This is a genomic window from Flavobacterium sp. H122, assembly GCF_004959765.1.
Taxonomy (GTDB): Bacteria; Bacteroidota; Bacteroidia; order Flavobacteriales; family Flavobacteriaceae; genus Flavobacterium.
The window spans coordinates 43,329-68,954 of sequence record NZ_SJZD01000002.1 but is presented as its reverse complement, the minus strand read 5'-3'; the positions used below and the strand labels follow the sequence as shown (position 1 = coordinate 68,954).

At 35.7% G+C, this 25,626-nt stretch carries 21 protein-coding genes; 11 read left to right on the top strand and 10 right to left on the bottom strand.

All coding sequences use genetic code 11. The annotated features are described in order from the left end of the window. Positions 1-54 precede the first annotated feature (54 nt). Both EZM65_RS03830 and EZM65_RS03825 read left to right on the top strand, forming a co-directional pair. Positions 55-1,554, top strand: a complete 1,500-nt coding sequence (locus EZM65_RS03830; RefSeq protein WP_136667218.1) for a S1C family serine protease — start codon at positions 55-57, stop codon at positions 1,552-1,554. 7 nt (positions 1,555-1,561) lie between these two features. Beyond that, positions 1,562-2,074 carry a hypothetical protein gene (locus EZM65_RS03825; protein ID WP_136667217.1) on the top strand — a complete coding sequence of 171 codons (513 nt, stop codon included), beginning with the start codon at positions 1,562-1,564 and terminating at the stop codon, positions 2,072-2,074. Positions 2,075-2,100: 26 nt separating this feature from the next. Here the strand turns inward: EZM65_RS03825 and sufD are convergent, their stop codons facing one another. From sufD to EZM65_RS03805, 4 genes are read right to left on the bottom strand one after another with little or no spacing between them, the layout of a single operon-like run. Further along, complete coding sequence (sufD, locus tag EZM65_RS03820) at positions 2,101-3,417, bottom strand: Fe-S cluster assembly protein SufD (RefSeq protein WP_136667216.1); 1,317 nt, start codon at positions 3,415-3,417, stop codon at positions 2,101-2,103. A gap of 1 nt (position 3,418) precedes the next feature. Then, the gene (gene sufC / locus EZM65_RS03815; RefSeq protein WP_136667215.1) at positions 3,419-4,168 is read right to left on the bottom strand and encodes a Fe-S cluster assembly ATPase SufC; all 750 of its coding nucleotides are present in this window, start codon (positions 4,166-4,168) and stop codon (positions 3,419-3,421) included. A gap of 31 nt (positions 4,169-4,199) precedes the next feature. Next, positions 4,200-5,648: a Fe-S cluster assembly protein SufB gene (sufB, locus tag EZM65_RS03810; RefSeq protein ID WP_136667214.1), complete on the bottom strand. Its 1,449-nt coding sequence runs from the start codon at positions 5,646-5,648 to the stop codon at positions 4,200-4,202. 17 nt (positions 5,649-5,665) lie between these two features. Continuing rightward, the gene (locus EZM65_RS03805) at positions 5,666-5,995 is read right to left on the bottom strand and encodes an iron-sulfur cluster assembly accessory protein (RefSeq protein ID WP_136667213.1); all 330 of its coding nucleotides are present in this window, start codon (positions 5,993-5,995) and stop codon (positions 5,666-5,668) included. Between the two features lie 162 nt (positions 5,996-6,157). Between EZM65_RS03805 and EZM65_RS03800 the strand changes: the two genes are divergently transcribed. From EZM65_RS03800 to EZM65_RS03780, 5 genes are all read left to right on the top strand, one after another. Beyond that, positions 6,158-7,117 (top strand): YjgN family protein, encoded by a 960-nt coding sequence (locus EZM65_RS03800; protein WP_136667212.1) that lies wholly within the window; start codon positions 6,158-6,160, stop codon positions 7,115-7,117. Between the two features lie 4 nt (positions 7,118-7,121). Continuing rightward, positions 7,122-8,195: a M48 family metallopeptidase gene (locus tag EZM65_RS03795; protein ID WP_136667211.1), complete on the top strand. Its 1,074-nt coding sequence runs from the start codon at positions 7,122-7,124 to the stop codon at positions 8,193-8,195. 55 nt (positions 8,196-8,250) lie between these two features. Further along, positions 8,251-9,111, top strand: a complete 861-nt coding sequence (locus EZM65_RS03790) for an MBL fold metallo-hydrolase (protein ID WP_136667210.1) — start codon at positions 8,251-8,253, stop codon at positions 9,109-9,111. A gap of 60 nt (positions 9,112-9,171) precedes the next feature. Then, positions 9,172-10,782, top strand: a complete 1,611-nt coding sequence (locus EZM65_RS03785) for a S8 family peptidase (RefSeq protein WP_136667209.1) — start codon at positions 9,172-9,174, stop codon at positions 10,780-10,782. A 62-nt stretch (positions 10,783-10,844) separates the two neighbouring features. Then, positions 10,845-12,713 carry a M1 family metallopeptidase gene (locus EZM65_RS03780; protein ID WP_136667208.1) on the top strand — a complete coding sequence of 623 codons (1,869 nt, stop codon included), beginning with the start codon at positions 10,845-10,847 and terminating at the stop codon, positions 12,711-12,713. Positions 12,714-12,757: 44 nt separating this feature from the next. Here EZM65_RS03780 and EZM65_RS03775 read toward each other — a convergent pair whose 3' ends face one another. After that, a complete protein-coding gene (locus EZM65_RS03775) occupies positions 12,758-14,152 on the bottom strand; it encodes a hypothetical protein (RefSeq protein ID WP_136667207.1) in 1,395 nt (464 codons plus the stop codon). A gap of 75 nt (positions 14,153-14,227) precedes the next feature. Here EZM65_RS03775 and rnpA point away from each other — a divergent pair, with 75 nt between their 5' ends. Further along, positions 14,228-14,608: a ribonuclease P protein component gene (rnpA, locus tag EZM65_RS03770; protein ID WP_136667206.1), complete on the top strand. Its 381-nt coding sequence runs from the start codon at positions 14,228-14,230 to the stop codon at positions 14,606-14,608. 75 nt (positions 14,609-14,683) lie between these two features. Here rnpA and pckA read toward each other — a convergent pair whose 3' ends face one another. After that, the gene (gene pckA / locus EZM65_RS03765; RefSeq protein WP_136667205.1) at positions 14,684-16,309 is read right to left on the bottom strand and encodes a phosphoenolpyruvate carboxykinase (ATP); all 1,626 of its coding nucleotides are present in this window, start codon (positions 16,307-16,309) and stop codon (positions 14,684-14,686) included. A 69-nt stretch (positions 16,310-16,378) separates the two neighbouring features. Then, positions 16,379-16,765, bottom strand: coding sequence for a DUF423 domain-containing protein (locus EZM65_RS03760; RefSeq protein ID WP_136667204.1), 387 nt, complete (start codon positions 16,763-16,765; stop codon positions 16,379-16,381). A gap of 123 nt (positions 16,766-16,888) precedes the next feature. Here EZM65_RS03760 and EZM65_RS03755 point away from each other — a divergent pair, with 123 nt between their 5' ends. After that, entirely contained in the window at positions 16,889-18,241 is a 1,353-nt protein-coding gene (locus EZM65_RS03755; RefSeq protein WP_136667203.1) for a saccharopine dehydrogenase family protein, read from the top strand. Between the two features lie 69 nt (positions 18,242-18,310). On the opposite strand, the gene EZM65_RS03750 is transcribed toward EZM65_RS03755, so the two are convergent. Then, complete coding sequence (locus EZM65_RS03750; RefSeq protein WP_136667202.1) at positions 18,311-18,907, bottom strand: tRNA (guanine-N1)-methyltransferase; 597 nt, start codon at positions 18,905-18,907, stop codon at positions 18,311-18,313. Between the two features lie 157 nt (positions 18,908-19,064). Between EZM65_RS03750 and EZM65_RS03745 the strand changes: the two genes are divergently transcribed. Beyond that, entirely contained in the window at positions 19,065-19,535 is a 471-nt protein-coding gene (locus EZM65_RS03745; protein ID WP_136667201.1) for an Lrp/AsnC family transcriptional regulator, read from the top strand. Between the two features lie 107 nt (positions 19,536-19,642). Here the strand turns inward: EZM65_RS03745 and EZM65_RS03740 are convergent, their stop codons facing one another. Then, positions 19,643-20,341: a zinc metallopeptidase gene (locus tag EZM65_RS03740; protein ID WP_136667200.1), complete on the bottom strand. Its 699-nt coding sequence runs from the start codon at positions 20,339-20,341 to the stop codon at positions 19,643-19,645. Between the two features lie 395 nt (positions 20,342-20,736). On the opposite strand from EZM65_RS03740, the gene EZM65_RS03735 reads away from it, so the two are divergent. Next, positions 20,737-22,491: an enoyl-CoA hydratase-related protein gene (locus EZM65_RS03735; protein ID WP_136667199.1), complete on the top strand. Its 1,755-nt coding sequence runs from the start codon at positions 20,737-20,739 to the stop codon at positions 22,489-22,491. 175 nt (positions 22,492-22,666) lie between these two features. Here the strand turns inward: EZM65_RS03735 and leuS are convergent, their stop codons facing one another. Further along, the gene (gene leuS / locus EZM65_RS03730) at positions 22,667-25,501 is read right to left on the bottom strand and encodes a leucine--tRNA ligase (RefSeq protein WP_136667198.1); all 2,835 of its coding nucleotides are present in this window, start codon (positions 25,499-25,501) and stop codon (positions 22,667-22,669) included. Between the last annotated feature and the right edge of the window lie 125 nt (positions 25,502-25,626).

Genomic DNA, 25,626 nt, shown 5'->3' with positions numbered 1-25,626 from the left:
AATGGCCGTGCAAAAATATACATTTTCCTCAATAAAAATAAAGCCTTTCGAAAAATGAATACCTGTTCGTTGAATATTAAAAAACATTTCTTTTTTATCTTTTCATTAATAAATTTCAATGCTTTTTCTCAAAACAGCAGTTTAGATTTAATAATCACAAATCCGGAAGGAGCCGAGATTTTAGATGATAATGGTCAAAAATTAGGAGAAACCCCTTTTGATTATAAAAAAATAGACAAACAAATCAGCAAAATCAAAATTGTCAAGGAAAACTATAACACCATTGAACTTAGTCTGAAAGACAAAAGAAAAAACAATCTGTCTTTCCTTGACGCTGTAAATGAATGTAATTCGTGCATTATTGATTCTGAAAAGGATTCAAAAAGCAACGTCCTGAAACTGACAAAATCTTTTAAAGAGTTAGAAAATACGGTCTTGGCCGGGATAGAAATCCCTATCTTAAAAATAGATGAAAATCATATACTGGGAGAAATAAACGGAAGCAAAAAGCGATTAAAGGACAAAGACATTTACCGGCTTTTGGGATATCCGGAGAATATGGAAATGCGGATTATAAATTCCTTCAACAGTTCTTACATTAATGCTGTCTATTTCTCAAGAAAAAATGCTGAAAAAGATGTTTCAACCCTTCAAAGCCCTAAGATTATTCTTAAACCTGTAATTAAAAACATGAATTTTAATCTGAATGGCAAACTGCTACGTGATTACACAGGAACATGTTCGTTAGAATGTGAGTGGCAGGTATTTGCTTTATCAGATTTGGAAAACCCTATAAAAACATTTACAGTAAGAACACAGTATTACAGAGCCGGCAATAATTATGAGCTGTTATTGCATGAAATGGTATCGTTATCTGAAAGACATTTACTGGAAGAGGATTCTTTGTACAGTTTGATTACTGAGGCAGAACAAAAATATCTTGAAAAATCAAAGGGAGATTCAGTAAAATTACCACTGCCATTAAACAGGTCATTTTCGAATACTTCAGAAATGCTCAAAGAAGTTGTTAATTCAGTTGTTACTGTTGAGACAGAAGGTAAATTTGGAAGTGGTGTTTTTATTACCGACAATGGCCATTTGATTACTAATTACCACGTAATTGAAGGAAACAAACCCATATTTGTAAAAATTGAAAACGGAAATAAAGTAAAAGCAGAAATAGTAAAACACAACAAAGATTTTGACTTAGCTGTCTTAAAAGTAAATATCAATAACATTAAGGGCTTATCGTTTTCCGACAGCGGCAAAACAAGTCTGGGTGATGATGTATATGCTATCGGCACACCTCTTGACAAGAAATTAGTCCAGTCTATAAGTAAAGGGATAATAAGCGGTTACAGAAAGTATAATGGTGTAAATTTCATTCAATCTGATATCAACATCAATTCCGGAAACAGCGGTGGCCCTATGCTGAATCTTAAAGGAGAAATTATTGGAATCAATACCATGAAAGCCTCGGGTACAAATGTGTCAGGAATAGGCTTTTCAATTCCATCCAATGTAGTTTTAAAAATGCTGAACATTCAACAATAAATAAATTATGAATAGAAATTTTTATCTTCTTTGTTTTGCAAGTTTTTTATCAATCCTTTTTTTAATTATCGGAAGAATTGAAGGATGGCATTTTGAGAAAAATTATTATTTAGGTTTATGTCTTATTACAATAAATTTCCCAGCCTTTTTCTTTATTAAAAAATATTTCAATTACATCCTAGGATTAACTTTACTATTAGGCTTGAGTGGTCTTATTTATTTTTTTCCATTTAAAATGGGGTTATCTTTTTTTGGAATTACTATCCAAGCTATACCATTATTATTTATAATAATATTCAGCTATATAAACCGAAGTAAACTTTTAGATTTTTTGACTTCTTCAGATATAAAAAGTGAAGAAGAAAAATTAGAATCAATCGAAAGGAAAAAAAATATTTTTAGAAAAGAATTTGAAAGACTATCTGATTCTGAATTAACAAATAAGTTAAATCAAAACTTAATTCCAGAAGCAAATGAGGTTATAAACGAAATTCTTGAATATAGAAAAGCCACTCAATGAGTGGCTTTTCTATATATATAATCTGACTACAAATCAAATCCCATTTTCACGCCCAATTTATCGGCGATGATTCGGGCGATTTTAGCTTTTAATTCCGGTATTTTGATGCTTGCTGTTACTTCACTGGTGAAAGCATACATCAATAAGGCTTTGGCTTCTTTTTTAGGGATTCCACGTTGCTGCATGTAGAACATCGCACTGTCATCCAACTGACCAATGGTACATCCGTGTGAACATTTTACATCATCTGCAAAAATCTCCAATTGCGGTTTAGCATTGATAGTCGCTTTATCGCTCAATAAGATGTTATTGTTTTGCTGGAAAGCATCAGTTTTCTGCGCTTCTTTTTCAACATATATTTTACCGTTGAAAACACCAGTCGACTGTCCGTCCAAAATCGTTTTATAATTCTGGTGGCTTTCGCAATTTGGCTGTTCGTGGTTTACTAAAGTATAATGATCTACGTGTTGTTTATCACCAATAATCGTAATTCCTTTTAAAGTAGAATCGATTCTTTCTCCGTGATGGTAGAAATTCAAATTGTTACGGGTAATGTTTCCACCAAAAGAGAAGGTATGTACTGCAACACGGCTTTCCTGTTTTTGAGAGATATACGTATTATCAATCAAATTAGCCGTTTGCACGTCATTCTGAATTTTGTAGTAATCAACAATGGCACGTTTTTGAGCAAAAATCTCGGTAACTGAATTGGTCAACACCGGATTCTCATTCAAACTCTGATGGCGCTCAATAATTTGTACGTATGCGTTTTCACCTACGATAACCAAATTACGTGGCTGCACCATTAACGCCGCTTCGTTACCGGTAGAAAAATAAATGATTTCGATAGGTTTCTCTACAACTTTACTCTTCGGGATGTTAATATAAGCTCCTTCGTAAGCAAAAGCGGTATTTAAAGTAGTTAATGATTCCTCTTTACTTGCTACTTGGTTAAAATAGGTATCGATTATCATTTTATACTTGGGTTTTGTCAATGCCGATGACATTAAACAAACATCCAGTCCATCATGAGTGGTTGATGATAAAAACGTACTGAAAACACCATCGATAAAGATTACTTTATAAGTATCTACATCGTTGATGAAGTATTTTTTTACGTCTTTGATTTCGATAGCATGCTCCTTTTTAGGAAAAATGCTGAAATCATTTTTTAAAACCGCATTCAGCGAAGTATATTTCCAGGCTTCCTCTTTTTTTGTAGGAAACCCTTTTGTTTCAAAATTCTTTAAGGCTGAAGTTCTCAAATCGTGCAGCTCCGTAGCTACATCGACTTTTTCTTCAAAAGCCATAAAGGATGAGATTAATTTTTCTTTCAATTCCATGTTAAACTACCTCATTTTTAATCCAATCGTATCCTTTTTCTTCCAGTTCCAATGCTAAAGATGCATCGCCTGATTTCACAATTTTACCATCCATCAGTACGTGAACAAAATCAGGAATAATATAGTCTAACAAACGTTGGTAGTGCGTAATCACTAAAACCGCATTGTCTTTGTTTTTTAACTTATTTACACCGTTGGCAACAATACGAAGCGCATCGATATCCAAACCAGAATCGGTTTCGTCAAGGATAGCAATTTTTGGCTCCAGCATCGCCATTTGGAAAATCTCATTACGTTTCTTTTCCCCACCAGAAAAACCTTCATTTAATGAACGGGAAAGAAATTTTCTGTCCATTTCCAACAATTCAGATTTCTCACGGATTTTCTTCAGCATTTCGTTAGCCGGCATTTCTTCCTCACCGTTAGCTTTACGCTTTTCGTTGATAGCTGTTTTGATAAAGTTGGTTACCGAAACTCCCGGGATTTCTACCGGATACTGAAACGACAGGAAAACACCTTTGTGTGCTCTTTCCTCAGGAGCTAATTCCGACAAATCTTCTCCGTCAAGAAAGATTTCTCCTTCAGAAACTTCATAATTTTCATTACCAGCAATGATTGACGAAAGTGTTGACTTACCGGCACCGTTAGGTCCCATGATTGCGTGTACTTCGCCTGCTTTGATTTCAAGGTTGATTCCTTTTAATATTTCTTTGTCCTCAACAGAGGCATGTAAATTCTTTATAGTTAACATACTATAGTATCTTTTTTATTTTAAAAATTGATTATCCAACACTTCCTTCAAGAGAAATTTCCAATAGTTTTTGGGCTTCTACCGCAAATTCCATTGGCAGTTTATTTAAAACTTCTTTACTGAATCCATTCACAATCAATGCAATGGCTTTCTCTGTTGGAATACCACGTTGGTTACAGTAAAACACCTGGTCTTCTCCGATTTTTGAAGTCGTTGCCTCGTGCTCGATTTTTGCCGTTGAATTATTGGATTCGATATATGGAAAAGTATGTGCACCACAATTGTTACCCATCAATAATGAGTCACATTGCGAGAAGTTACGGGCATTTTCGGCACGTGAACTGATTTGCACTAATCCTCTGTAACTATTTTGAGATTTTCCTGCCGAAATACCTTTTGAAATGATAGTCGATTTAGTATTTTTACCCAAATGAATCATCTTGGTTCCGGTATCTGCCTGTTGGAAATTATTGGTTACTGCAATTGAATAAAACTCTCCTATTGAATTGTCTCCTTTCAATACACATGAAGGGTATTTCCATGTCACAGCCGATCCTGTTTCTACTTGTGTCCATGAAATTTTTGCATTTTTCTCGCACAAACCACGTTTCGTCACAAAGTTGAAAACACCACCTTTACCTTCCTTATTTCCAGGATACCAGTTTTGTACTGTTGAGTATTTGATTTCGGCATCATCCAAAGCGATAAGTTCAACTACAGCAGCGTGTAATTGGTTTTCATCACGGCTTGGTGCAGTACATCCTTCAAGATAGGATACATAACTGCCTTCATCAGCAATTACCAAGGTACGTTCAAACTGACCAGTACCTCCTTGGTTAATACGGAAGTACGTTGATAATTCCATTGGACACCTTACTCCTTTTGGGATATAACAGAAAGATCCATCTGAAAATACAGCCGAATTCAGAGCTGCATAGAAGTTGTCTCTTTGCGACACAACGCTTCCGATGTATTTTTGAACCAATTCAGGATGTTCCTGAATCGCTTCTGAAATTGAACAGAAAATAATTCCCTTTTCAGCTAAAGTCTTTTTGAAAGTTGTCGCAACAGAAACTGAATCCATTACGATATCTACTGCAACACCAGCCAATTGCTTTTGCTCGTCGATTGAAATCCCTAATTTTTTGAAAGTTTCCAGTAATTCAGGGTCAACCTCATCAAGGCTTTCGTATTTATCTTTTTTCTTTGGTGCCGAATAATAAGAAACTGCCTGAAAATCAGGTTTATCATATTTTACATTTGCCCATTCCGGTTCAACCATTTCATTCCAGACACGAAATGCTTCCAGGCGCCATTCAGTCATCCATTCCGGCTCATTCTTCTTTTTCGAAATAGCACGTACGATATCCTCGTTTAACCCCGGAGGAAACGTTTCCGATTCTATATCAGTGTAAAAACCGTACTCGTACTCTTTATTTTCAAGTTCGATTTTTAAATCGTCCTCTGTATATTTTGACATTTTTTTTTTATTTAAAATTATAAGGAGAATGATTCTCCACAACCACAGGTTCTTTGTGCATTAGGATTGTTAAACACAAATCCTTTTCCGTTTAAACCTCCCGAGTATTCTAAAATTGTACCTATCAAGTACAGATAAGACTTTTTTTCTACAGCAATTTTAACGTTGCTGTCTTCAAAAACTTTATCGCTATCATTAATTTCTTTATCAAATTTTAACTCATAAGACAAGCCTGAACAACCTCCGCTTTTTACTCCTACTCTTACGAAGTCTGTAGAGGCGTCGAATCCGTCATCTTTCATCATCTCGATGATTTTCTTACTCGCTGATTCTGAAACTTTTATCATCCCTTATTTTGATTTTGTCTAAATTAACCGTTTTAAACCGCAAAGATATAACATAAAAACCCTTTTTCATAATTACTAACATTTTTATAACTAATTAACTCATAGATATTTTTTATTTAAAAATATTTATATTGCATGGAAATAAAAAAACTAATCTAATTCATGGAACAAAATTTAACTAAATCAAAAAACTACCTTATTGATTTTAAGGGAAAAGGCGAAACCTATTTTGGGATTATTATCATTAACTGGCTTTTAACAGGATTAACTTTGGGGTTTTATTATCCCTGGGCAAAAGAGAAGAACTTAAAATACTTATACAGCCAGACAACATTGAACGACTCACCATTTGAGTTTCACGGTACCGGAAAAGAAATGTTTATGGGATTCATAAAGGCTGTTGGTTTATTCGCTCTTTTATTTGGGATTGTCATAATATTCAATACTATGGGAATGCCTCTTATTGGCTTATTACTTTTCTATCTGTTCTTTTTTGCCGTTTTACCTATAGCAATACACGGCAGCTATAAATACCGTATGTCAAGAACTTCATGGAGAGGAATTCGTTTTGGTTACAGAGGTAACAGAAACGAATTGATAGTGAATTTTCTAAAATGGTTCGGTCTGACAATCATTACTTTTGGAATTTATGGCTCTTGGTTTATTATCAATCTTAGAAAATACATCATCGGCAATATCAGATTTGGGGATATTGAAATGAAATATGATGGTAACGGCGCAGATTACCTTGTGTTAAACATCAAAGGATACCTGCTTACATTAATAACTTTTGGGGTATATATGTTTTGGTGGCAAAAAGAAATCATAGAATACTATATCGATAATCTTAAACTTTACAAAAACAACGAATCTATTGATTTTAAAACGTCAGTAACCGGCGGAGGTATATTCAAACTAACGTTAGTAAATGTTATTATCCTGATGTTTACACTGGGATTAGGATATGCATGGGTACAAATGAGAACTTTTAAATATATCGCTTCAAACATTCAACTTGAAGGAACAATCGATTTAGATAATATCCACCAAACTGAAGCAGCATACAAAGATGCAACAGGAGAAGACATTGGTGATATGTTAGATATGGATTTTGTAATGTAACTGTATGCTATTTAACACAAAAGGAAGATTTTACGACGGAAAGACCTCATTGCCTCAAAACATTGAGGTCTTTTTTGACTTCAAACAGGGAAAGCTGAGTTTTGAAATCGGTTTAAAAAAAATCACCTGGAAAAACACAGAAACTAAATTTTCTAAAAACAACAATAATTTGATCTGCCTGTATGGTGACGACCCTGTACAGCAGATTTTTATTTCTGATCCGGATTTTATAAAAAAAGCCTATCCGCTTTTAAAAAGCCACGGACATCAAAATTGGTATGATACTTTATTGGAATTAGGACTAAAGGCCCATACATTAATTGCTTTTGGAATATTGACGGCAATAATACTGTCTTACTTTTACTTCATCCCCTGGTTGGGTGAAAAAACGGTGGCAATCATTCCTGAAAGCTACGATATAGAATTAGGCAATATGGTTTATGAACAGACCATGGTCACTGAAGAAAAAGAATTGGAGAAATCAAAGATTTTAAATGAATTTGCAAAAAAACTGCAGCTTAACAACTCTAAGAAGCTACAATTTACAGTAGTAAAATCAGAAACAGTAAATGCCTTTGCATTACCGGACGGGAACATTGTTGTTTACACCGGGATACTGGATAAAATGAAAAATTATGAAGAACTGGCAGCACTTTTAGGACATGAAGCGGCGCATGTGAACCACAGGCATTCCATGAAATCACTGTGCAGGGATTTATCAGGATACTTTTTTATATCGGCCGTTTTAGGGGATGTCAATGGAGTTATGGCTATTTTAGGGGAACATGCCAATAATTTACAATCATTGTCGTTTTCAAGAGGTTTTGAAAAACAATCGGATGAGGAAGGGCTTAAAATGATGTTTCAAAATCAGATCAATCCAAACGGAATGATTGATTTGTTTTCAAGACTGCAGACAGAAGAAAAGGAAACCGGAATTTCTGTCCCTGAATTTTTAAGTTCACATCCTGTTACAATAGACAGAATCAAACATATTAAAGACAGAATTAAAAAATCAAAATATACTTTCAAAGAAAAACCGGAGCTTAAACTTCTTTTTGAAAAACTTAAGAACTAAATTTACCACTCTTTTAGAGTGGTTTTTTATTTTTAACTATTGAAACATCTTAAACATGAAAATATACCCAATAGAAACCGGTAATTTCAAACTTGATGGCGGCGCCATGTTTGGCGTGGTTCCAAAAACTATCTGGAGCAAAACCAACCCGGCCGATGAAAACAATTTAATTGACATTGCCGCACGCTGCATGCTGATTGAAGACGGCAATCGGTTAATCTTAATCGACACCGGAATGGGTAACAAACAGTCCGATAAATTCTTTGGTTACTATTCACTTTGGGGCGATTTTTCTCTGGATAAATCTTTGGCAAAATATGGTTTTCACCGTGATGATGTGACCGATGTCTTTATGACACATTTGCATTTTGACCATTGCGGCGGAAGTGTAATATGGAACAAAGACCGCACAGGTTACGAAGTTGCTTTCAAAAATGCTGTATTTTGGAGCAATGAAAACCACTGGGAATGGGCTACTAAACCTAATGCCCGTGAGAAAGCCTCTTTTTTGGCAGAAAACATTTTACCAATGCAGGAAAGCGGCCAGTTAAAATACATCAACCGTCCTGAATCAGATTTTGGAATTTCCGATGAATTGGGATTTGGAATTTTTTACGCTGACGGCCATACCGAAAAACAAATGATTCCGCACATCAACTATAATGGAAAAACCATTGTCTTTTGTGCCGATTTACTGGCAACTGCAGGTCACATCCCTATTCCTTATGTTATGGGATACGATACCCGCCCGCTGCTGACTTTACCTGAAAAAACGAAGTTTCTTAATAATGCGGCAGAAAACAATTATTATTTATGGTTAGAGCACGACGCCCACAATCAAATTATTACCGTAGAACAAACTGAAAAAGGGGTGCGTTTAAAAGACGTTTTCCGCTGTGAGGATATATTAATCTAATGTTAAAAACCTTTAATTTATTTAGATAAATCAGATATTTACATTCATAAATTTATACGTATGAGAATTTTAAGAACTATAACTTTTACAGGTGCCATAGGATTGATGATTGCCAGCTGCAGCGCACCTAAAGGAATTGTCAGCATTGATCCTGCAAAAATTGATCAAATGCCTCTGAAAACAACGCCTCTTGCTGAAAAAGACTTACAGCGCTGGAGCCACTTGGATTTAGTAAAAGACACTGTTCCGGGTATGAGTGTTGATAAAGCTTATGCTGAATTATTGAAAGGAAAAAAAGCAAATAAAATTATAGTGGCCGTTGTGGACTCAGGTATCGATATCGAACACGAAGATTTAAAATCATCTGTTTGGACAAACCCCAAAGAAATTGCCGGAAACAAAAAAGATGACGACAATAATGGATACGTAGACGACATGCATGGCTGGAATTTTTTAGGCGATTCTGACAATGAACAGCTGGAACTGACCCGTATTGTAAAAAAAGGCAATGACGGATCGATACAGTATGAGAATGCTTTAGCCCAGCTTACGCAAAAGAAAGCCGAGTTAGAACCACAAAAACAGCAGCTGGATATGATTTTAAATGCTGATAAAGCCGTGGCAGCATATCTTAAAAAAACCAATTATACACTTGCTGAAGTTAAAGCTATAAAGACCACCGATCAAAGTCTGCTGCAGTCGCAAAACATCATTACGCAGGTAATGACAAACATTGGCGGTGATAAATCAAAATTTGACGCCGAAATAAACGACTATAAAGAATATGTTTACGACCAGTTCAATTACAATTTGAATACTGAATTTGACGGACGTAAAGTTGTAGGTGACAACCCTTATGACATTACTCAAACGAAATACGGCAACAACAACGTAATTGGACCTACAAAAGAAAGCGGAAAACACGGTACTCACGTAGCCGGTATCATCGCTCAGGTCCGCAATAACAGTAAAGGCGGTGACGGTGTAGCGACAAATTTTGTGCAAATCATGGCATGCCGTGCGGTACCTAATGGGGATGAGTATGACAAAGATATCGCTTTGGCTATCCGTTATGCGGCTGATAACGGTGCAAAAGTAATCAACGGAAGCTTCGGTAAAGCATTCTCTCCTAACAAACAATGGGTTTACGATGCAATCAAATATGCCGAATCCAAAGATGTTTTATTTGTTCACGCAGCAGGAAATGATGCCGAAAATATTGATGTAAAACCTAATTATCCAAATGACGCTGATGGAAAAAGTCCGGAATTTGCTGATAACGTTTTAACAGTAGGCGCTTTAAACTATGAATATGGTTCCAAAGTAATGGCGGATTTTTCAAACTACGGAAAGGAAAGTGTGGATGTTTTCGCTCCAGGTGTAAAAATATATGCCACAGTACCTAACAACAAGTATGATTATTTACAGGGAACTTCTATGGCATCTCCAAATGTTGCCGGCGTAGCTTCTTTAATCAGAGCATTCTACCCTACCTTAACTGCGTCTCAGGTAAAACACATTATAATGGATTCAGGAACTCCATTAACAAACACTTTTACTATCTCAGGTGACAGCGGCGATGCGACCACTTTAGATAAAATTTCGAAAACAGGAAAAATTGTCAATGCGTATAATGCCTTGATTTTAGCAGAAAAATTATCGAAAAATTAACTTATTCCTAAAATTAGTATATTTGGAAGGGAGTTTTCTCCCTTCTTTTTATTTAGTTACCCATGAAAAAATATCTCCTATTATTAGTACCCTTTAGTTTTTTTGGCCAAAACAACCCAAACCCAGGTTACTGGCAGCAACATGCTGACTACAAAATGGAAGTCAATATGGATGTAAAAACGTATCAATACAAAGGGAAACAGACTTTAGTGTATACAAACAACTCACCGGATACCTTAAAAAAAGTGTATTTCCATTTGTTTAACAATGCTTTTCAGCCTAACAGCCCAATGGACGCCCGTTTAAAATCGATTAAAGATCCTGACGGCCGAATGGTTACTAAAACAAAAGTTGGTGACAAAGAAGTAAAAGAAAGCCGTATTTCCGTTTTAAAACCTAACGAAATAGGCTATTTATACGTTAACAACTTAAAACAGGATGGTGCTGCTGTTAACAACAAACGTGTAAGTACAGTTTTAGAAGTTGATCTGGCAAAACCATTGTTACCTAAAACTTCTACAACATTCACTTTGGATTTTGACGGACAGGTTCCTGTTCAAATCCGCCGTAGTGGAAGAAACAGTAAAGAAGGTATTGAGCTTTCCATGGCGCAATGGTATCCTAAACTGGCGGAATATGATATGGACGGATGGCAGGCCGATCCATACATCGCACGTGAATTCCACGGTGTTTGGGGCAATTTCGATGTGAAAATTACAATCGACAAGAATTATGTCTTGGGCGGAAGCGGTTACCTGCAAAACGCAAACGAAATCGGAAAAGGTTATGAAGATACAGGCGTAAAAGTAGTCTATCCTAAAAAAGCAAAAACCTTAACATGGCATTTCAACGCTCCTGATGTACATGATTTTACATGGGCAGCAGACAAAGATTATCTTCACGATAAATTAGTTCGCCCTGATGGTGTGACACTGCATTTCTTGTACCAAAACAAAACTGAATTTATTCAAAACTGGAAAAATCTGCAGCCAAAGACTTCACAGTTAATGGACATTTACAACAAAACTGTAGGTCAGTATCCGTACAAACAATACTCAGTAATCCAAGGTGGTGACGGCGGTATGGAATATGCCATGTGTACCTTAATTCTGGGTGAAGGCACATTCGAAGGATTAGTTGGCGTAACGGCTCACGAAATGGCGCATTCTTGGTTCCAGCACGTTTTGGCTACCAACGAAGCAAAACACAGCTGGATGGATGAAGGGTTTACAACCTGGCTGGAAAACTACGGAATGAACGAAATTGCGGAAAAGAAATTAATCAATCCTCATGAAGACTCCTACAGAGGATATGCTTCATTGGTAAAATCCGGAAAAGAACAGCCTCAGGGAACACATGCTGACAGATACGACGAAAACCGTCCGTACAGCATTCAGGCCTACAGCAAAGGAAATCTTTTCCTGTCACAGCTGGAATATATCATCGGTAAAGAAAACCTGCATAAAACCATAAAGCGTTATTATGCCGATTATAAAATGACGCATCCTACTCCTAACGATATCAAACACACTGCCGAAAAAGTTTCGGGAGCAAACCTTGACTGGTATTTAGTCGATTGGACGCAAACGACAAACACTATCGATTATGGGGTAAAACAAGTAACCGAAAACGGAAATTCTACTAAAATTACTTTGGAAAGAATTGGCCGTATGCCAATGCCTCTGGACATTACGGTAACTTATGAAGATGGAAGTCAGGAATTGTTTTACATCCCGCAGGTTTTAATGCGCTGGTCAAAACCCAATGAAACCTCTTTAAAAAGAACCGATTTGGAAGGCTGGGACTGGGCTTATCCGACTTTTGATTTCACAATCAATAAAACAAAATCAAACATTAAATCTATTGTAATTGATAATAGTGGTTTAATGGCCGATGTGAACAGAGAAAACAATACTTACTTTAAAAAGTAAATCTTGAAAATTAAAAATGGCGAACTGAGAGTTCGCCATTTTTATTAGATTTTTTCAGAAAAAATAGTAATTACTTTAGATTTTTTGTCTTGATAAATATATCTAAATTCATCTTTTGTAAAAGAAGATGAAAACTCCTTGATTCGGCCATTTTGTTTATATTTATCTACATAATCATCTCTATCTATATATTTCATTTGTGTTTCTTTAGTATCATTCAAAACAGTATTTAAGTCTAAATCCAAAACTATTTGAATGGCTTTTTTTTGATCTTTAAAGAAATAACGATCATCTTCTAAAAAATTAACATTGGGTCCAAAACCACCACGAGAAAAATTCATCTGATTCATTCTCATTTGGTTCATCATCATTTGTTGATGCCACATTTGTTGTTGAAAAAACCACTGATGAAACCACCAATTATAATTGTAACTATATGTATTTTCATCTACATTATCGATTCGTAAAATATATTTCCCATTGATGTTCTTGTTTATCGTTAATGTTGGTCTGAAACTGAATTTGGAGGTAGTTTTTATAAAATCTTTTAAAATTGGCTCATCAACTATAGAGGCAAGTGATAAAGTGGCTATTTTATTCAAATTACCAACGTCATAAAATGAAAGCGATGCATCTTTTGCGTTAACACCAAGAGTTGCAATTTTATTATCAAAAACATAATTACTAAAGTCTCTTAATGAATCTAAAGAATATGGACTTATAGATGATGCACTAAACAGGCTTTCGTTTAAATCAAACTTAAAAATTTCAATTACATGTTTATCTGTTTCAAAAGTCATTATTAGCTTATTATCTACAATATAAGTCTTTGCCTTTTGTATCGACCCATTTTCTACATATTCTGTTTGATTTACAGCTTCAGGTAAAGCGTTTACTGCAGATTTAAAAACCTTTAGTTTTTCTGAACTTACGTTTATACTAGACTCAAATTTAGTTACAGTATTCTTGATAGTTTTAAAGGAAATACCTAATTTTTTATCAAAGAAAACAAATATTGTTTTGTCTTGAAACCTAAAAATATTATCTGCTTTTTGATTCAGTTTGGTTGTAATGCTTTTACTTTTACCTGTTGTTAAATTGAAATCAATTACATACAACAACTTTTCTTCCTCATCATAATTAGAAAAAGTAGCAACATCATCATTTAGGTGATAAGAAAGAATTTGAAGCTTTTTAGACATTACAAACGATTCTAATTTAGAAACCTTATTGTTCTCATCAACTAAGTATGGTGAAAATAAAAATTTTCCAGTTTCGCTGTTTTTAATTAATGCGACATGAATTGTTTTATTTGAACCAAATTCAGCCGAATAAGTACCTTCCAATTTTTCATCTTTAGCCAATTGGAACTTAAATAATTCACTTGAAAAAGTATTTAAAGTACTAATCAACAAAATAACTAATATTATTTTTTTCATTTTTTAAAAATTTTTGCAAGTATACAAATTATTCCTTGTCATCATAAAATGACAATATTATTTATCTTTGTCACAATGGAAAACACATACCCAAAACACGAAAAGCTTAAAAGTCGCACTTTGATAAACCAATTGTTCTCTGAAGGAAAATCGGTTTCAAAATACCCGATGCGGTTAGTATATGTCCAAGTTTCCGAGTTAGATGATTCTAACATTAAATTGGGCGTTTCTGTGTCAAAAAAGCACTTTAAGAAAGCTGTTGATCGGAATTATTACAAACGTGTCTTACGTGAGGCGTATCGGCTGAATAAAAGCATTTTATTAGACGCTGTTGAAGATAAAAACTATGCTTTTATGCTTTTATACCAAACAAAAGACCGGCTAACCTATCAGGAAGTAAGCGAAAAGACCATTCAGCTGTTTGAAAAATTCCAAAATACAATCAATAACAAATAAAAATTAAAGTATAAAAAACAAAAAGAGTTGCCTTATGAGCAACTCTTTTCGTATTCAATTGAATTAATAACCGTATTATAATTGCGGGCCTGCTTTTACAAGACTCTGACCTTCTTCGTTATCTGTATATTGAACAAAGTTCTTAATAAATCTTCCGGCTAAATCTTCTGCTTTAGCACTCCATTCAGAAGCATCAGCATACGTATTTCTTGGATCCAAGATGTTGGTATCTACATTTGGCAATGCTGTCGGCACATTGAAATTGAACACAGGCACTACTGCAGTTTCAGCATTTTCTATAGAACCGTCTAAGATAGCATCAATAATAGCACGGGTATCTTTAATAGAAATACGTTTTCCTGTACCGTTCCAACCTGTATTTACCATGTACGCTTTAGCATTGTGCTCTTCCATTTTTTTCACTAACTCCTCACCGTATTTAGTTGGGTGTAATGATAAAAATGCTTTCCCGAAACAAGCTGAAAATGTTGGTTCCGGTTGTGTAACACCTCTTTCAGTTCCTGCTAATTTAGCTGTGAAACCTGACAAGAAGTAGTATTTTGTCTGCTCTGGAGTCAGTTTGGAAACCGGAGGCATTACTCCAAAAGCATCCGCTGTTAAGAAAATAACTTTAGTTGCATGTCCCGCTTTTGAAACCGGAGTTACAATGTTATTGATATGATAAATTGGGTAAGAAACACGTGTATTTTGTGTAACTGAACCATCTTTGAAATCGATTTTTCCGTCAGCATCAACCGTTACGTTTTCTAATAATGCATCTTTTTTGATTGCACCAAAGATATCAGGTTCGTTTTCTTTACTTAAGTCGATAGTTTTTGCATAGCATCCACCTTCAAAGTTGAAAACACCGTCATTGTCCCATCCGTGCTCATCATCACCAATTAATTCACGTTTAGGATCTGTAGATAAAGTTGTTTTTCCTGTTCCAGATAAACCAAAGAATACAGCAACATCACCGTCTTTACCTTTGTTAGCAGAACAGTGCATAGAAGCCATTCCTTGAAGCGGTAAGTAGTAGTTCATCATAGAGAATAAACCTTTCTTCATTTCACCACCGTACCAAGTACCTCCAATTAACTGGATTTTTTCAGTTAAGTTGAAAGCTACATATACATCAGAGTTCAAGTTGTGTGCTTTATAATCAGCAAAACCTCTTTTTGAAGCATTCATTACCACGAAATCCGGTTCTCCGTAAGTTGCTAATTCAGCATCTGTAGGGCGGATGAACATATTTTTCACAAAATGTGCCTGCCAAGCCACCTCAACAATGAAACGTACTTTTAAACGTGTGTTCTCATTGGCACCACAAAAAGTATCAACGACAAATAATCTTTTTCCTGAAAGCTGATCTACTGTATTTTTCTTTAACGCATTCCAGGTATCAGTAGAAATAGGTTTGTTATCATTTACTGCTTTTTCTGAAGTCCACCAAATAGTGTTTTCTGTCACAGCATCTTTAACAATATACTTGTCTTTAGGCGAACGGCCTGTAAACTCACCAGTCATTACATTAACAGCACCTAGTTCTGTTAACTGTCCTCTTTCATAACCTTCCAGAGAAGGGTTCAATTCTTCCTGATATAATAATTCGTATGAAGGATTATATACAATTTCTTTAACGTCAGTGATTCCGTATTTTTCTAGCGAAATCGTTTTCGTAGATGGGGTGTATGTTTCCATAAATTTACGATAAGTTGTGTTTTTTTTATAACGGCAAAAGTAAAAATATTATTTGAATAGCCTCACAGTTTAGCCTTTTTTTGTGATAATGTAATAGGTAGCCATTGCCCACGCTGCAATTAACAAGAGACCTCCTATGGGTGTTACAGGTCCTAAAAATTTAAAATTAACACCTGATATGGTTTGTGTTGAAAGCAGGAAAATAGAGACAGAAAAAAACAGCGTTCCAATCAATGTCAGGTTGTAAACTACATTTTTTTGTCCCGGCAGCAATGCCGAAGCACTCCCTACAAACAGCAAAAACAAAGCATGGTACATCATGTAGCGTACACCCACTTCAAACGAGGTCAATTGATCTGCGGTTAAAACTTTTTTCAAGGCATGTGCGCCAAAAGCACCTAAAACAATAGATACAAAACCAAAACTTAAAGCTGTTATCAGAATTTTCTTTTCCATTTGTCGTGAAAATTTTCTTCAAATTTACTACACAATCTGTAATAATTTTTCATTTTTCAAACGAAAGCTTTCTTAAAAATAACATTTCATTACTTTTGTGTGATTTTTACTAAACCATAACTAATGAGAAATATATTAATTATTGGAGCAGGCCGTTCTGCTTCATCGCTTATAAAATACCTTTTAGAAAAATCGGAAAGCGAAAATTTACACCTTACCATTGGTGATTTATCTTTAGAATTAGCACAACGCAAAACAAACGGACACAAAAATGCTACTGCTATTGCATTGGATATTAACAACGCTGATCAACGTCAGGCAGAAATTCAAAAAGCAGATATTGTAATTTCAATGCTGCCGGCTCATATGCATATTGAAGTGGCTAAAGACTGCATCACTTTCAAAAAGCATATGGTAACAGCATCTTACATTAGTGATGCTATGCAGGCTTTAGACACACAGGCTAAAGAAAACGGACTGGTATTCATGAACGAAGTGGGTCTTGACCCGGGAATTGACCACATGAGTGCCATGAAAGTTCTGGATGAAATCCGTGAACAAGGCGGCCATGTTATTCTTTTCGAATCATTTTGCGGTGGATTGGTCGCTCCGGAAAGTGACAACAATCTTTGGAATTATAAATTTACCTGGGCTCCAAGAAACGTGGTTTTAGCGGGACAAGGAGGCGCAGCCAAATTCATTCAGGAAGGCACTTACAAATACATACCATACAACAAATTATTCAGAAGAACAGAATTTCTTGAAGTAGAAGGTTATGGCCGTTTTGAAGGTTATGCCAACAGAGATTCATTAAAATACAGAAGTGTTTACCGTTTGGATGATGCTTTAACTGTTTTTAGAGGAACCATCCGTCGCGTGGGTTATTCAAAAGCATGGGATATGTTTGTGCAATTAGGCATGACTGATGATACTTATGTAATTGATGATTCTGAACACATGAGCTACCGTGGATTTATAAACTTGTTTTTACCGTATCACCCAACAGATTCTGTTGAAATTAAATTACGCCATCAGTTAAAAATTGATCAGGACGATGTCATGTGGGATAAATTGGTAGAACTGGATTTATTCAATGACGAAAAGAAAATAGGTTTAAAAAATGCAACTCCGGCACAAGCCCTTGAAAAAATACTTACCGATTCGTGGACACTTCAAGCACATGACAAAGACATGATTGTCATGTATCATAAATTTGGTTATGAAATCAAAGGCGAGCGCAAACAAATCGATGCTACTATGGTTTGTATAGGCGACGACCAAACGTATACTGCTATGGCAAAAACGGTTGGTTTACCGGTAGCCATGGCTACTTTGCAAATCTTGAACGGAAACATTAAAACACCGGGTGTGCAGCTTCCAATTAAAAAAGAAGTATACGAACCTATCTTAAAAGAGCTTGAGGACTACGGGGTTATCTTCCATGAAAAACAAGTTCAGTACAAAGGATACAAATAATACTATAACCAGTTTATTTCAAAAAAAGACCTGTTTCTAATTGAAACAGGTCTTTTTTTTATTGAAATTTTAATTTGCAAATTGCTTTTGTTTATTGAGTTCGTCCTGCAGTTGACGGCTCACCTTTTGCTCCCTTTCAATTGCTTTTCTTTTATACTCCTGATATTCTTCTTCCAAATCATTCAAAACACTCTTGGAATGAGTGGATTCCGAATTCATTTTTTTGAATTGGTACGCAAAAAAAGCTACAGAAAGCACAGAACCCAACAGAATAAAAGACAGCAGTCCGTTAAAAAAGCTTTTGTTGAATTGAATTCCTAAAAAAGTGATGGAAGGACCTGAATTTGTATATTCCTGCAATTCAGAATTTACTTTGTCAAGCTTTACTTTCAACGAATTCATTTGTGCTGCCTGTTGGTTAAAAGCCATTTTTGAACTGTTCAGTTCGCTTTCAACTTTAGAAATTGAACTCAAAACATCCGATTTTAAGTTTTCAATCCATTGCTTTTTCACCACTTTCAAATCCTTGTAACTTTCAGATTTTTCTAAGATATAGTTGAATTGGTTACCAATAGAATTTGATGTTGCTGCGGTTTCCTGACCTGTTGCGGATGTAATTATGGAAAAACAAATTACTATCCATGATACTAATCGACATTTGCTCATTACGTGATAGAATTAGGGTTAAACATATAGTAGGTTGATAATGAAACGTTAGGAAGTGGAAATTATTGCCTAAACAACTTTTACAACATAGTCATAACCAAATTCTATGTTTCAAAAAGAAAGAAAATCGTATCTTTAAATTTCAAACTGTAACCTTATGAAGATAAATCACCTCCAAATTGAGATAGACGGTATCGACAAAGAAATCCTTCGTTACTTAATGGAAGACGCCCGCAAACCCATTCTTCAGATTGCCAATAAAATAGGAATCTCAGGAGCAGCTATCCATCAGCGCTTGCGAAAACTGGAAGAAGCCAAAGTAATATCGGGGTCAAAATTTATTGTCAACACCAAAGTGTTAGGTTACAGTACCATGGCTTTTGTGGGTATTTATCTGGACAAGGCTGCCAGAAACCCGGAAGCTGTCCGAGAATTGAGAAAAATTCCGGAAGTATTGGAATGTCATTACACCACGGGTAACTGGAGTATTTTAATAAAAATTATCTGCCGGGACAACGAACATCTGATGCAGTTGCTTAATTCCAAAATCCAGGCTATTGAAGGCGTATCCAGAACAGAAACTTTTATCTCACTGGACCAGCAAATAGAAAGACAGATACAGCTTTAGAAATCCTAAATGACAAATATCAAACAACAAAAAAGCAAATCCCAAATTCCCACTTCGGCAAGCTCAGTGACCAGAATTTGGGATTTGTTGTTTGAAAATTTATTGCCTTATTCTCTTCTTCCGAAAACCTGCATTGCCCAGTACAGCATTGAAGCTACTGCACCAATTGCCGCAACCAGATAGGTTCTTGCCGCCCATTTCAAGGAATCTTCAGCACCTGCATATTCCTGTTGGCTTACCATGTTTTTACTTTTCAACCAAGCCAAGGCGCGATGACTTGCATCATATTCTACAGGTAAAGTAATTAATGAAAAAACGGTTGCAATAGTCATTAATGCCAAACCTATCAATGCCACTATATAGCCAATTGACAATCCTTTTGAAGCGATTCCCAGAATCAGTCCACCCATAATCAGCCATTGCGACAAAGTGGAAGACACATTCACCATAGGCACCATTTTAGAACGCATGGTTAACCAGCTGTATGCCGTTGCGTGCTGTACCGCATGGCCACATTCATGCGCGGCAACTGCTGCTGCTGCTGCATTTCGCTGATTATAAACCGCTTCTGACAAGTTTACCGTTTTATCCAACGGGTTATAGTGGTCCGTTAATCTGCCCGGCGTTGAAATCACCTGTACGTCATAAATTCCGTGATCGTTAAGCATTTTCTGGGCAATTTCCGCACCACTCATTCCATTGCGCAAATGCACTTTCGAATAATGATCAAACTTACTTTGTAAACGGCTGCTCACTATCCAGCTTACCAGAGCAATTCCTCCAATTAAAATATAATATCCTAACATAATTTCGTTTTTTTAAAAGAGCAACAAATTTTGAACCAATATTTAAAAATGACAACTTGTCATTTATCTACAACTTGTTATAGAGACAATTAATCCAATCAACTCATAATGGGTGATACTACTTTACTTTTAAATTTATTATTTAAAATATGTTTATTTTTTGTGTGAATTTCCTATGCATCGTAATAAAATTACAGATGAGGTCATTCCAGTAGCATAGGAAAATGTGATTTTCATCTTTCAATTACTTTTAATATAATCATCTGAAAACCAGATTTATTGTTTTTTTAACAAATCAATCATTTTCTTAAAAAAATAGTTTTTTTCTTACAAAATGTTTTTATTATTGATTAATATGAATTATATTCACATTGAATCTAAATCTTACGTGAAATATGAAAATCTTTTTTACCGTAAGTTCTTTTAACGGACTGAGTCAAAGAATATTTGTAGAGCTTAAACTTTTAGGCCATGAAATTCATGTACATCAACTTATCAACGAGAAATCCATTATTGCAGCCGTTGAAAACTTTCAACCACAACTCGTCATTGCACCTTTTCTTAAAAAGGCAATTCCGGAAGCCATTTGGAAAAATTACATTTGTCTGATTGTTCATCCTGGTATCAGGGGCGATCGAGGTGCATATTCTTTAGATTGGGCTATCATGAACAATGACAAAGAATGGGGAGTAACACTACTGCAAGCCAACGAAGAAATGGATGGAGGTGATATATGGGCATACCGATTGTTTAAAGTCCGAGAATTATCATCCATTACAAAAGGCAACATTTATCGCCATGAGATTACTCAAGCCGCAATAGAATGCATCCTTGAAGCCATAGAAAAATTCAAAACTAAAAAATTCAAACCTACTCCTCTAGATTATAACAATCCTGAAATCAAAGGGAGACTTCATGCTGTTATCAAACAAGAAGACAGAATTTTTAATTGGAATGATACATCGGAAAGCATAATACGAAAAATAAAAGCCGCCGACAGCAGTCCCGGCATCCTGACTACAATTAACAACAATGAATATTTTGTGTATGGTGCCCATCTCGAAGAAATACTTAGAGGTCACACAGCTGGAAAAATTATTGCCCGGCGTTATAATGCCATTTGCATGGCTACCGGCAATGGTGCCATCTGGCTCACACATCTAAAACCTAAAAATGCTTCATACAAAATCGAAGCAGCAATGGCACTTCCTCCTTTTTCACTTGACAATGTTCCAATCTCTGAGTTTTTACCTTTTAATAATCATTATCAAGGAATAGCTACTTTTAGGGAAATAAGCTATACTGAGAAAAATAAAGTTGGTTACCTCCATTTTGATTTCTACAATGGAGCCATGAGCACTGAACAATGTTATCGATTACTGGATGCTTTTAAAGAGGCTGTAAACAGATCAACAACAAAAGTGCTGGTTTTGATGGGAGGAAGCGACATTTGGTCAAACGGAATTCATTTAAATATGATTGAGCATGCTGAAAGCCCAGCAGATGAATCTTGGAAAAATATTAATGCTATTAATGATTTTGTAAAAGAAGTGATTAATACCACCTCCAAAGTCATTATTTCAGCTATGCAAGGTAATGCGGGAGCCGGTGGCGTTATTATGGCTCTGGCAGCCGATAAAATATATGCAAGAAAGGGCATTATCTTGAATCCTCACTATAAAAAAATGGGCGGTTTATACGGTTCCGAGTACTGGACATATCTTCTGCCTCAAAGAGTTGGTAACGCAAAGGCGTTTCAACTTACGGATGAATGTATGCCGGTTTCTACTCAGGAAGCGAAAGTCATCGGGTTAATTGATAATTATTTTGGTGAAAATGGAGCTGATTTTTGCGAAAAAATACGACAAGCGGCCGAAAAAATTACCCTTATTCCCGATTATGATTACGAAAAAATACTGGTCGAAAAAAAGCAAAAAAGAAAGATTGATGAAGATATAAAACCATTACATTTTTATCGTAAAGAGGAACTGACAAAGATGTTTGAAAATTTCTTTGGGGAGGATATGAGCTATCACTTTGCACGATATTTCTTTGTTCATAAAGTATCCAACAAGGAATCTGTTCCTGATGAATTGATAGAAAAATATGCTTACATCAAAGAAACGGAAGAAGCCAATGAAGCTTCTTAGTTGATTTAAAAATCATCACTAAAAAATCATCACTAAAAAACCAAATAATGATTAACAAGCTCTAAAACGCAATACAAATCATCTTAAATAAAAAAGCTATAACACAATGTCATAGCTTTTTTATTATGAGTCTTTTAGATTTTATATCCAGATACCCTACCAGACAAATCCAAAACTATCCCACCAAGTTAATAATCTTTCCTGGAACGATAATCACTTTGTTGGGAATTCTTCCTTGTAATTGGTTTTGTGTACGCTCATCAGCCATTACAATTTCTTCGATTTGACCAGCGGTCAAGTCCAATGGTAATTTGATTGTGAAACGCATTTTCCCATTGAAAGATACAGGATATTCTTTTTCGCTTTCTACTAAATACTTTTCTTCACATTTAGGGAACGCTACCGTAGCGATCGAACCTTCATGACCTAAGGCACTCCATAATTCCTCAGCAATATGCGGTGCATAAGGAGAAACAATTACAGCCAATGGTTCCAGAATAGCTCTATGGTGGCATTTTTGCTGTGATAACTCATTCACACAAATCATAAACTGCGACACCGATGTATTGAATGAGAAATTCTCAATATCCTCTGTTACTTTTTTGATCGTTTTGTGCAACGATTTATACATATCGGCAGTTGGTTCGTCGTTAGTTACAATCAAACCGTTGTCATCAAAATACAAACGCCATAGTTTTTTCAAGAATCCGTAAACTCCTGTAATACCTGCAGTATTCCAAGGTTTTGCCTGTTCTAATGGACCTAAAAACATTTCGTACAAACGCAGCGTATCAGCTCCGTATTCATTACAAATATCATCTGGATTAACTACGTTGTATTTTGATTTCGACATTTTTTCGACTTCACGTCCTACGATATATTTATCATCTTCTAAGACAAATTCAGCATTTGCATAGTCAGAATACAAAGGATGTGCTTTGAATTTTTCAATATCTAATTCATTTGTAACATCATTGATACAGGATAAATCAACATGAATTGGATGCACATTTTTATCTTTAATCAAACCTTTAGAATATAATGTTTTAGAATCTTCACTTCTGTATACAAAAGCACTCATTCCTAAAATCATCCCTTGATTGATCAATTTTTTGAATGGTTCTTCAGTTGGTGCAAAACCTCTGTCTTTTAAGAATTTGTTCCAAAAACGAGAGTACAATAAGTGACCCGTAGCATGTTCGCTACCGCCAATGTATAAATCTACATTTTCCCAGTATTTTAAAGCATCCGCAGAAGCAAATTCATTTTCATTGGAGGCATCCATATAACGCATCCAATACCAAGACGAACCTGCCCAACCCGGCATCGTATTTAATTCCAAAGGAAATACTTTTTCATTATCAACAGCCTCATTGCAAACCACGGTATTGTTTACGGTATCCCAAGCCCAATCTGTAGCATTTCCTAAAGGTGGCTGCCCATCTTCCGTTGGTAAATACTTTTCCACTTCCGGTAAAACAATAGGTAAATGTTTAGCATCAATCATTTGCGGCATTCCGTTCACATAATATACCGGGAACGGCTCACCCCAATAACGCTGACGGGAGAAAACCGCATCACGCAAACGGTAATTCACTTTGGCTTTACCGGCACCAATTTTTTCCAGCTCTTCAATAACTTTTTCCGTTCCGTTTTTATAGTCCAATCCGTTTAAGAAATCAGAATCTACTAATTCGAAACCACTTTTTTCGCCGTAAGCCGCTTCGGAAATATCCTGGTTAAAAATATTTTTGATGGCAGGCATGCCGTTTGTTCCTTTGAAGAAATTAGCAAACGCATAATCACGATCGTCTCCACAAGGGACAGCCATAACTGCACCTGTTCCATAACCTGCTAATACATAATCCCCAATCCAAACTGGAATCGCTTCTTTAGTAAACGGATGTTCTGCATAAGCCCCTGTAAATACTCCCGAAATGGTTTTTACATCGGCCATTCTTTCTCTTTCCGAACGTTTTGCAGTAGCTTCCACATAAGCTTCTACCGCTTCTTTTTGTTCTGGAGTGGTAATTTGAGCCACCAATTCATGCTCTGGAGCCAAAGTCATGAATGTCACTCCAAAAATAGTATCAGGACGTGTGGTAAACACATCAATTACCGCATCGTGATTTTGTACTTTGAAAGTCACTGCCGCCCCAACCGATTTTCCAATCCAGTTACGTTGCGATTCTTTCAATGATTCTGTCCAATCGATAGTTTCTAAACCTTGCAACAAACGTTCTGCATACGCCGAAATACGCATCGACCATTGGGTCATTTTTTTACGAATTACCGGATGTCCACCACGTTCTGAAACACCGTTTACGATTTCGTCATTCGCTAAAACCGTTCCTAATGCCGGGCACCAGTTTACTTCGGTTTCTGCTAAATAGGTTAATCTATATTGTAATAGAATTTTTTGTTGTTCATCAGAAGAAAAAGCATTCCATTCATCTGCTGTAAAAGGAGCGATAGCATCATCACAAACCGCATTCACATTTGCATTTCCTTCTTTTTGAAATTTTGTTACTAATGTCGCAATATCTTCTGCTTGATTGGTATCGTTGTTATACCATGATTCAAACAATTGGATAAAAATCCATTGGGTGTGTTTATAATAATCAGGATTTGAAGTACGTACTTCTCTACTCCAATCAAAAGAAAATCCAATTTTATCTAATTGCTCACGGTAACGTGCAATATTTTCTTTAGTTGTTTTTTCAGGATGTTGCCCTGTTTGAATAGCATATTGTTCTGCTGGTAAACCAAACGAATCGTATCCTTGTGGATGCAATACATTAAACCCTTGATGTCTTTTAAAACGTGCGACAATATCTGAAGCTATATATCCTAGAGGATGCCCCACGTGTAATCCTGCTCCTGAAGGATAAGGAAACATATCTAATACATAGTATTTAGGTTTGTCACTATTGTTGGACGCTTTAAAAGTGCCATTTTCGGCCCAATATTGTTGCCACTTGGCTTCGATTTCGTTGTGGAAATACTTCATCTTTAATCAGTTTTCAGTCTCAGTTTTCAGTCTCAGTTTCTTACACAAAATGCATTTATGCATACTGCGACTGTGACTGCTTACTTAAATTTAAGTCGCAAATTTACATTTATTATAAGAAACTG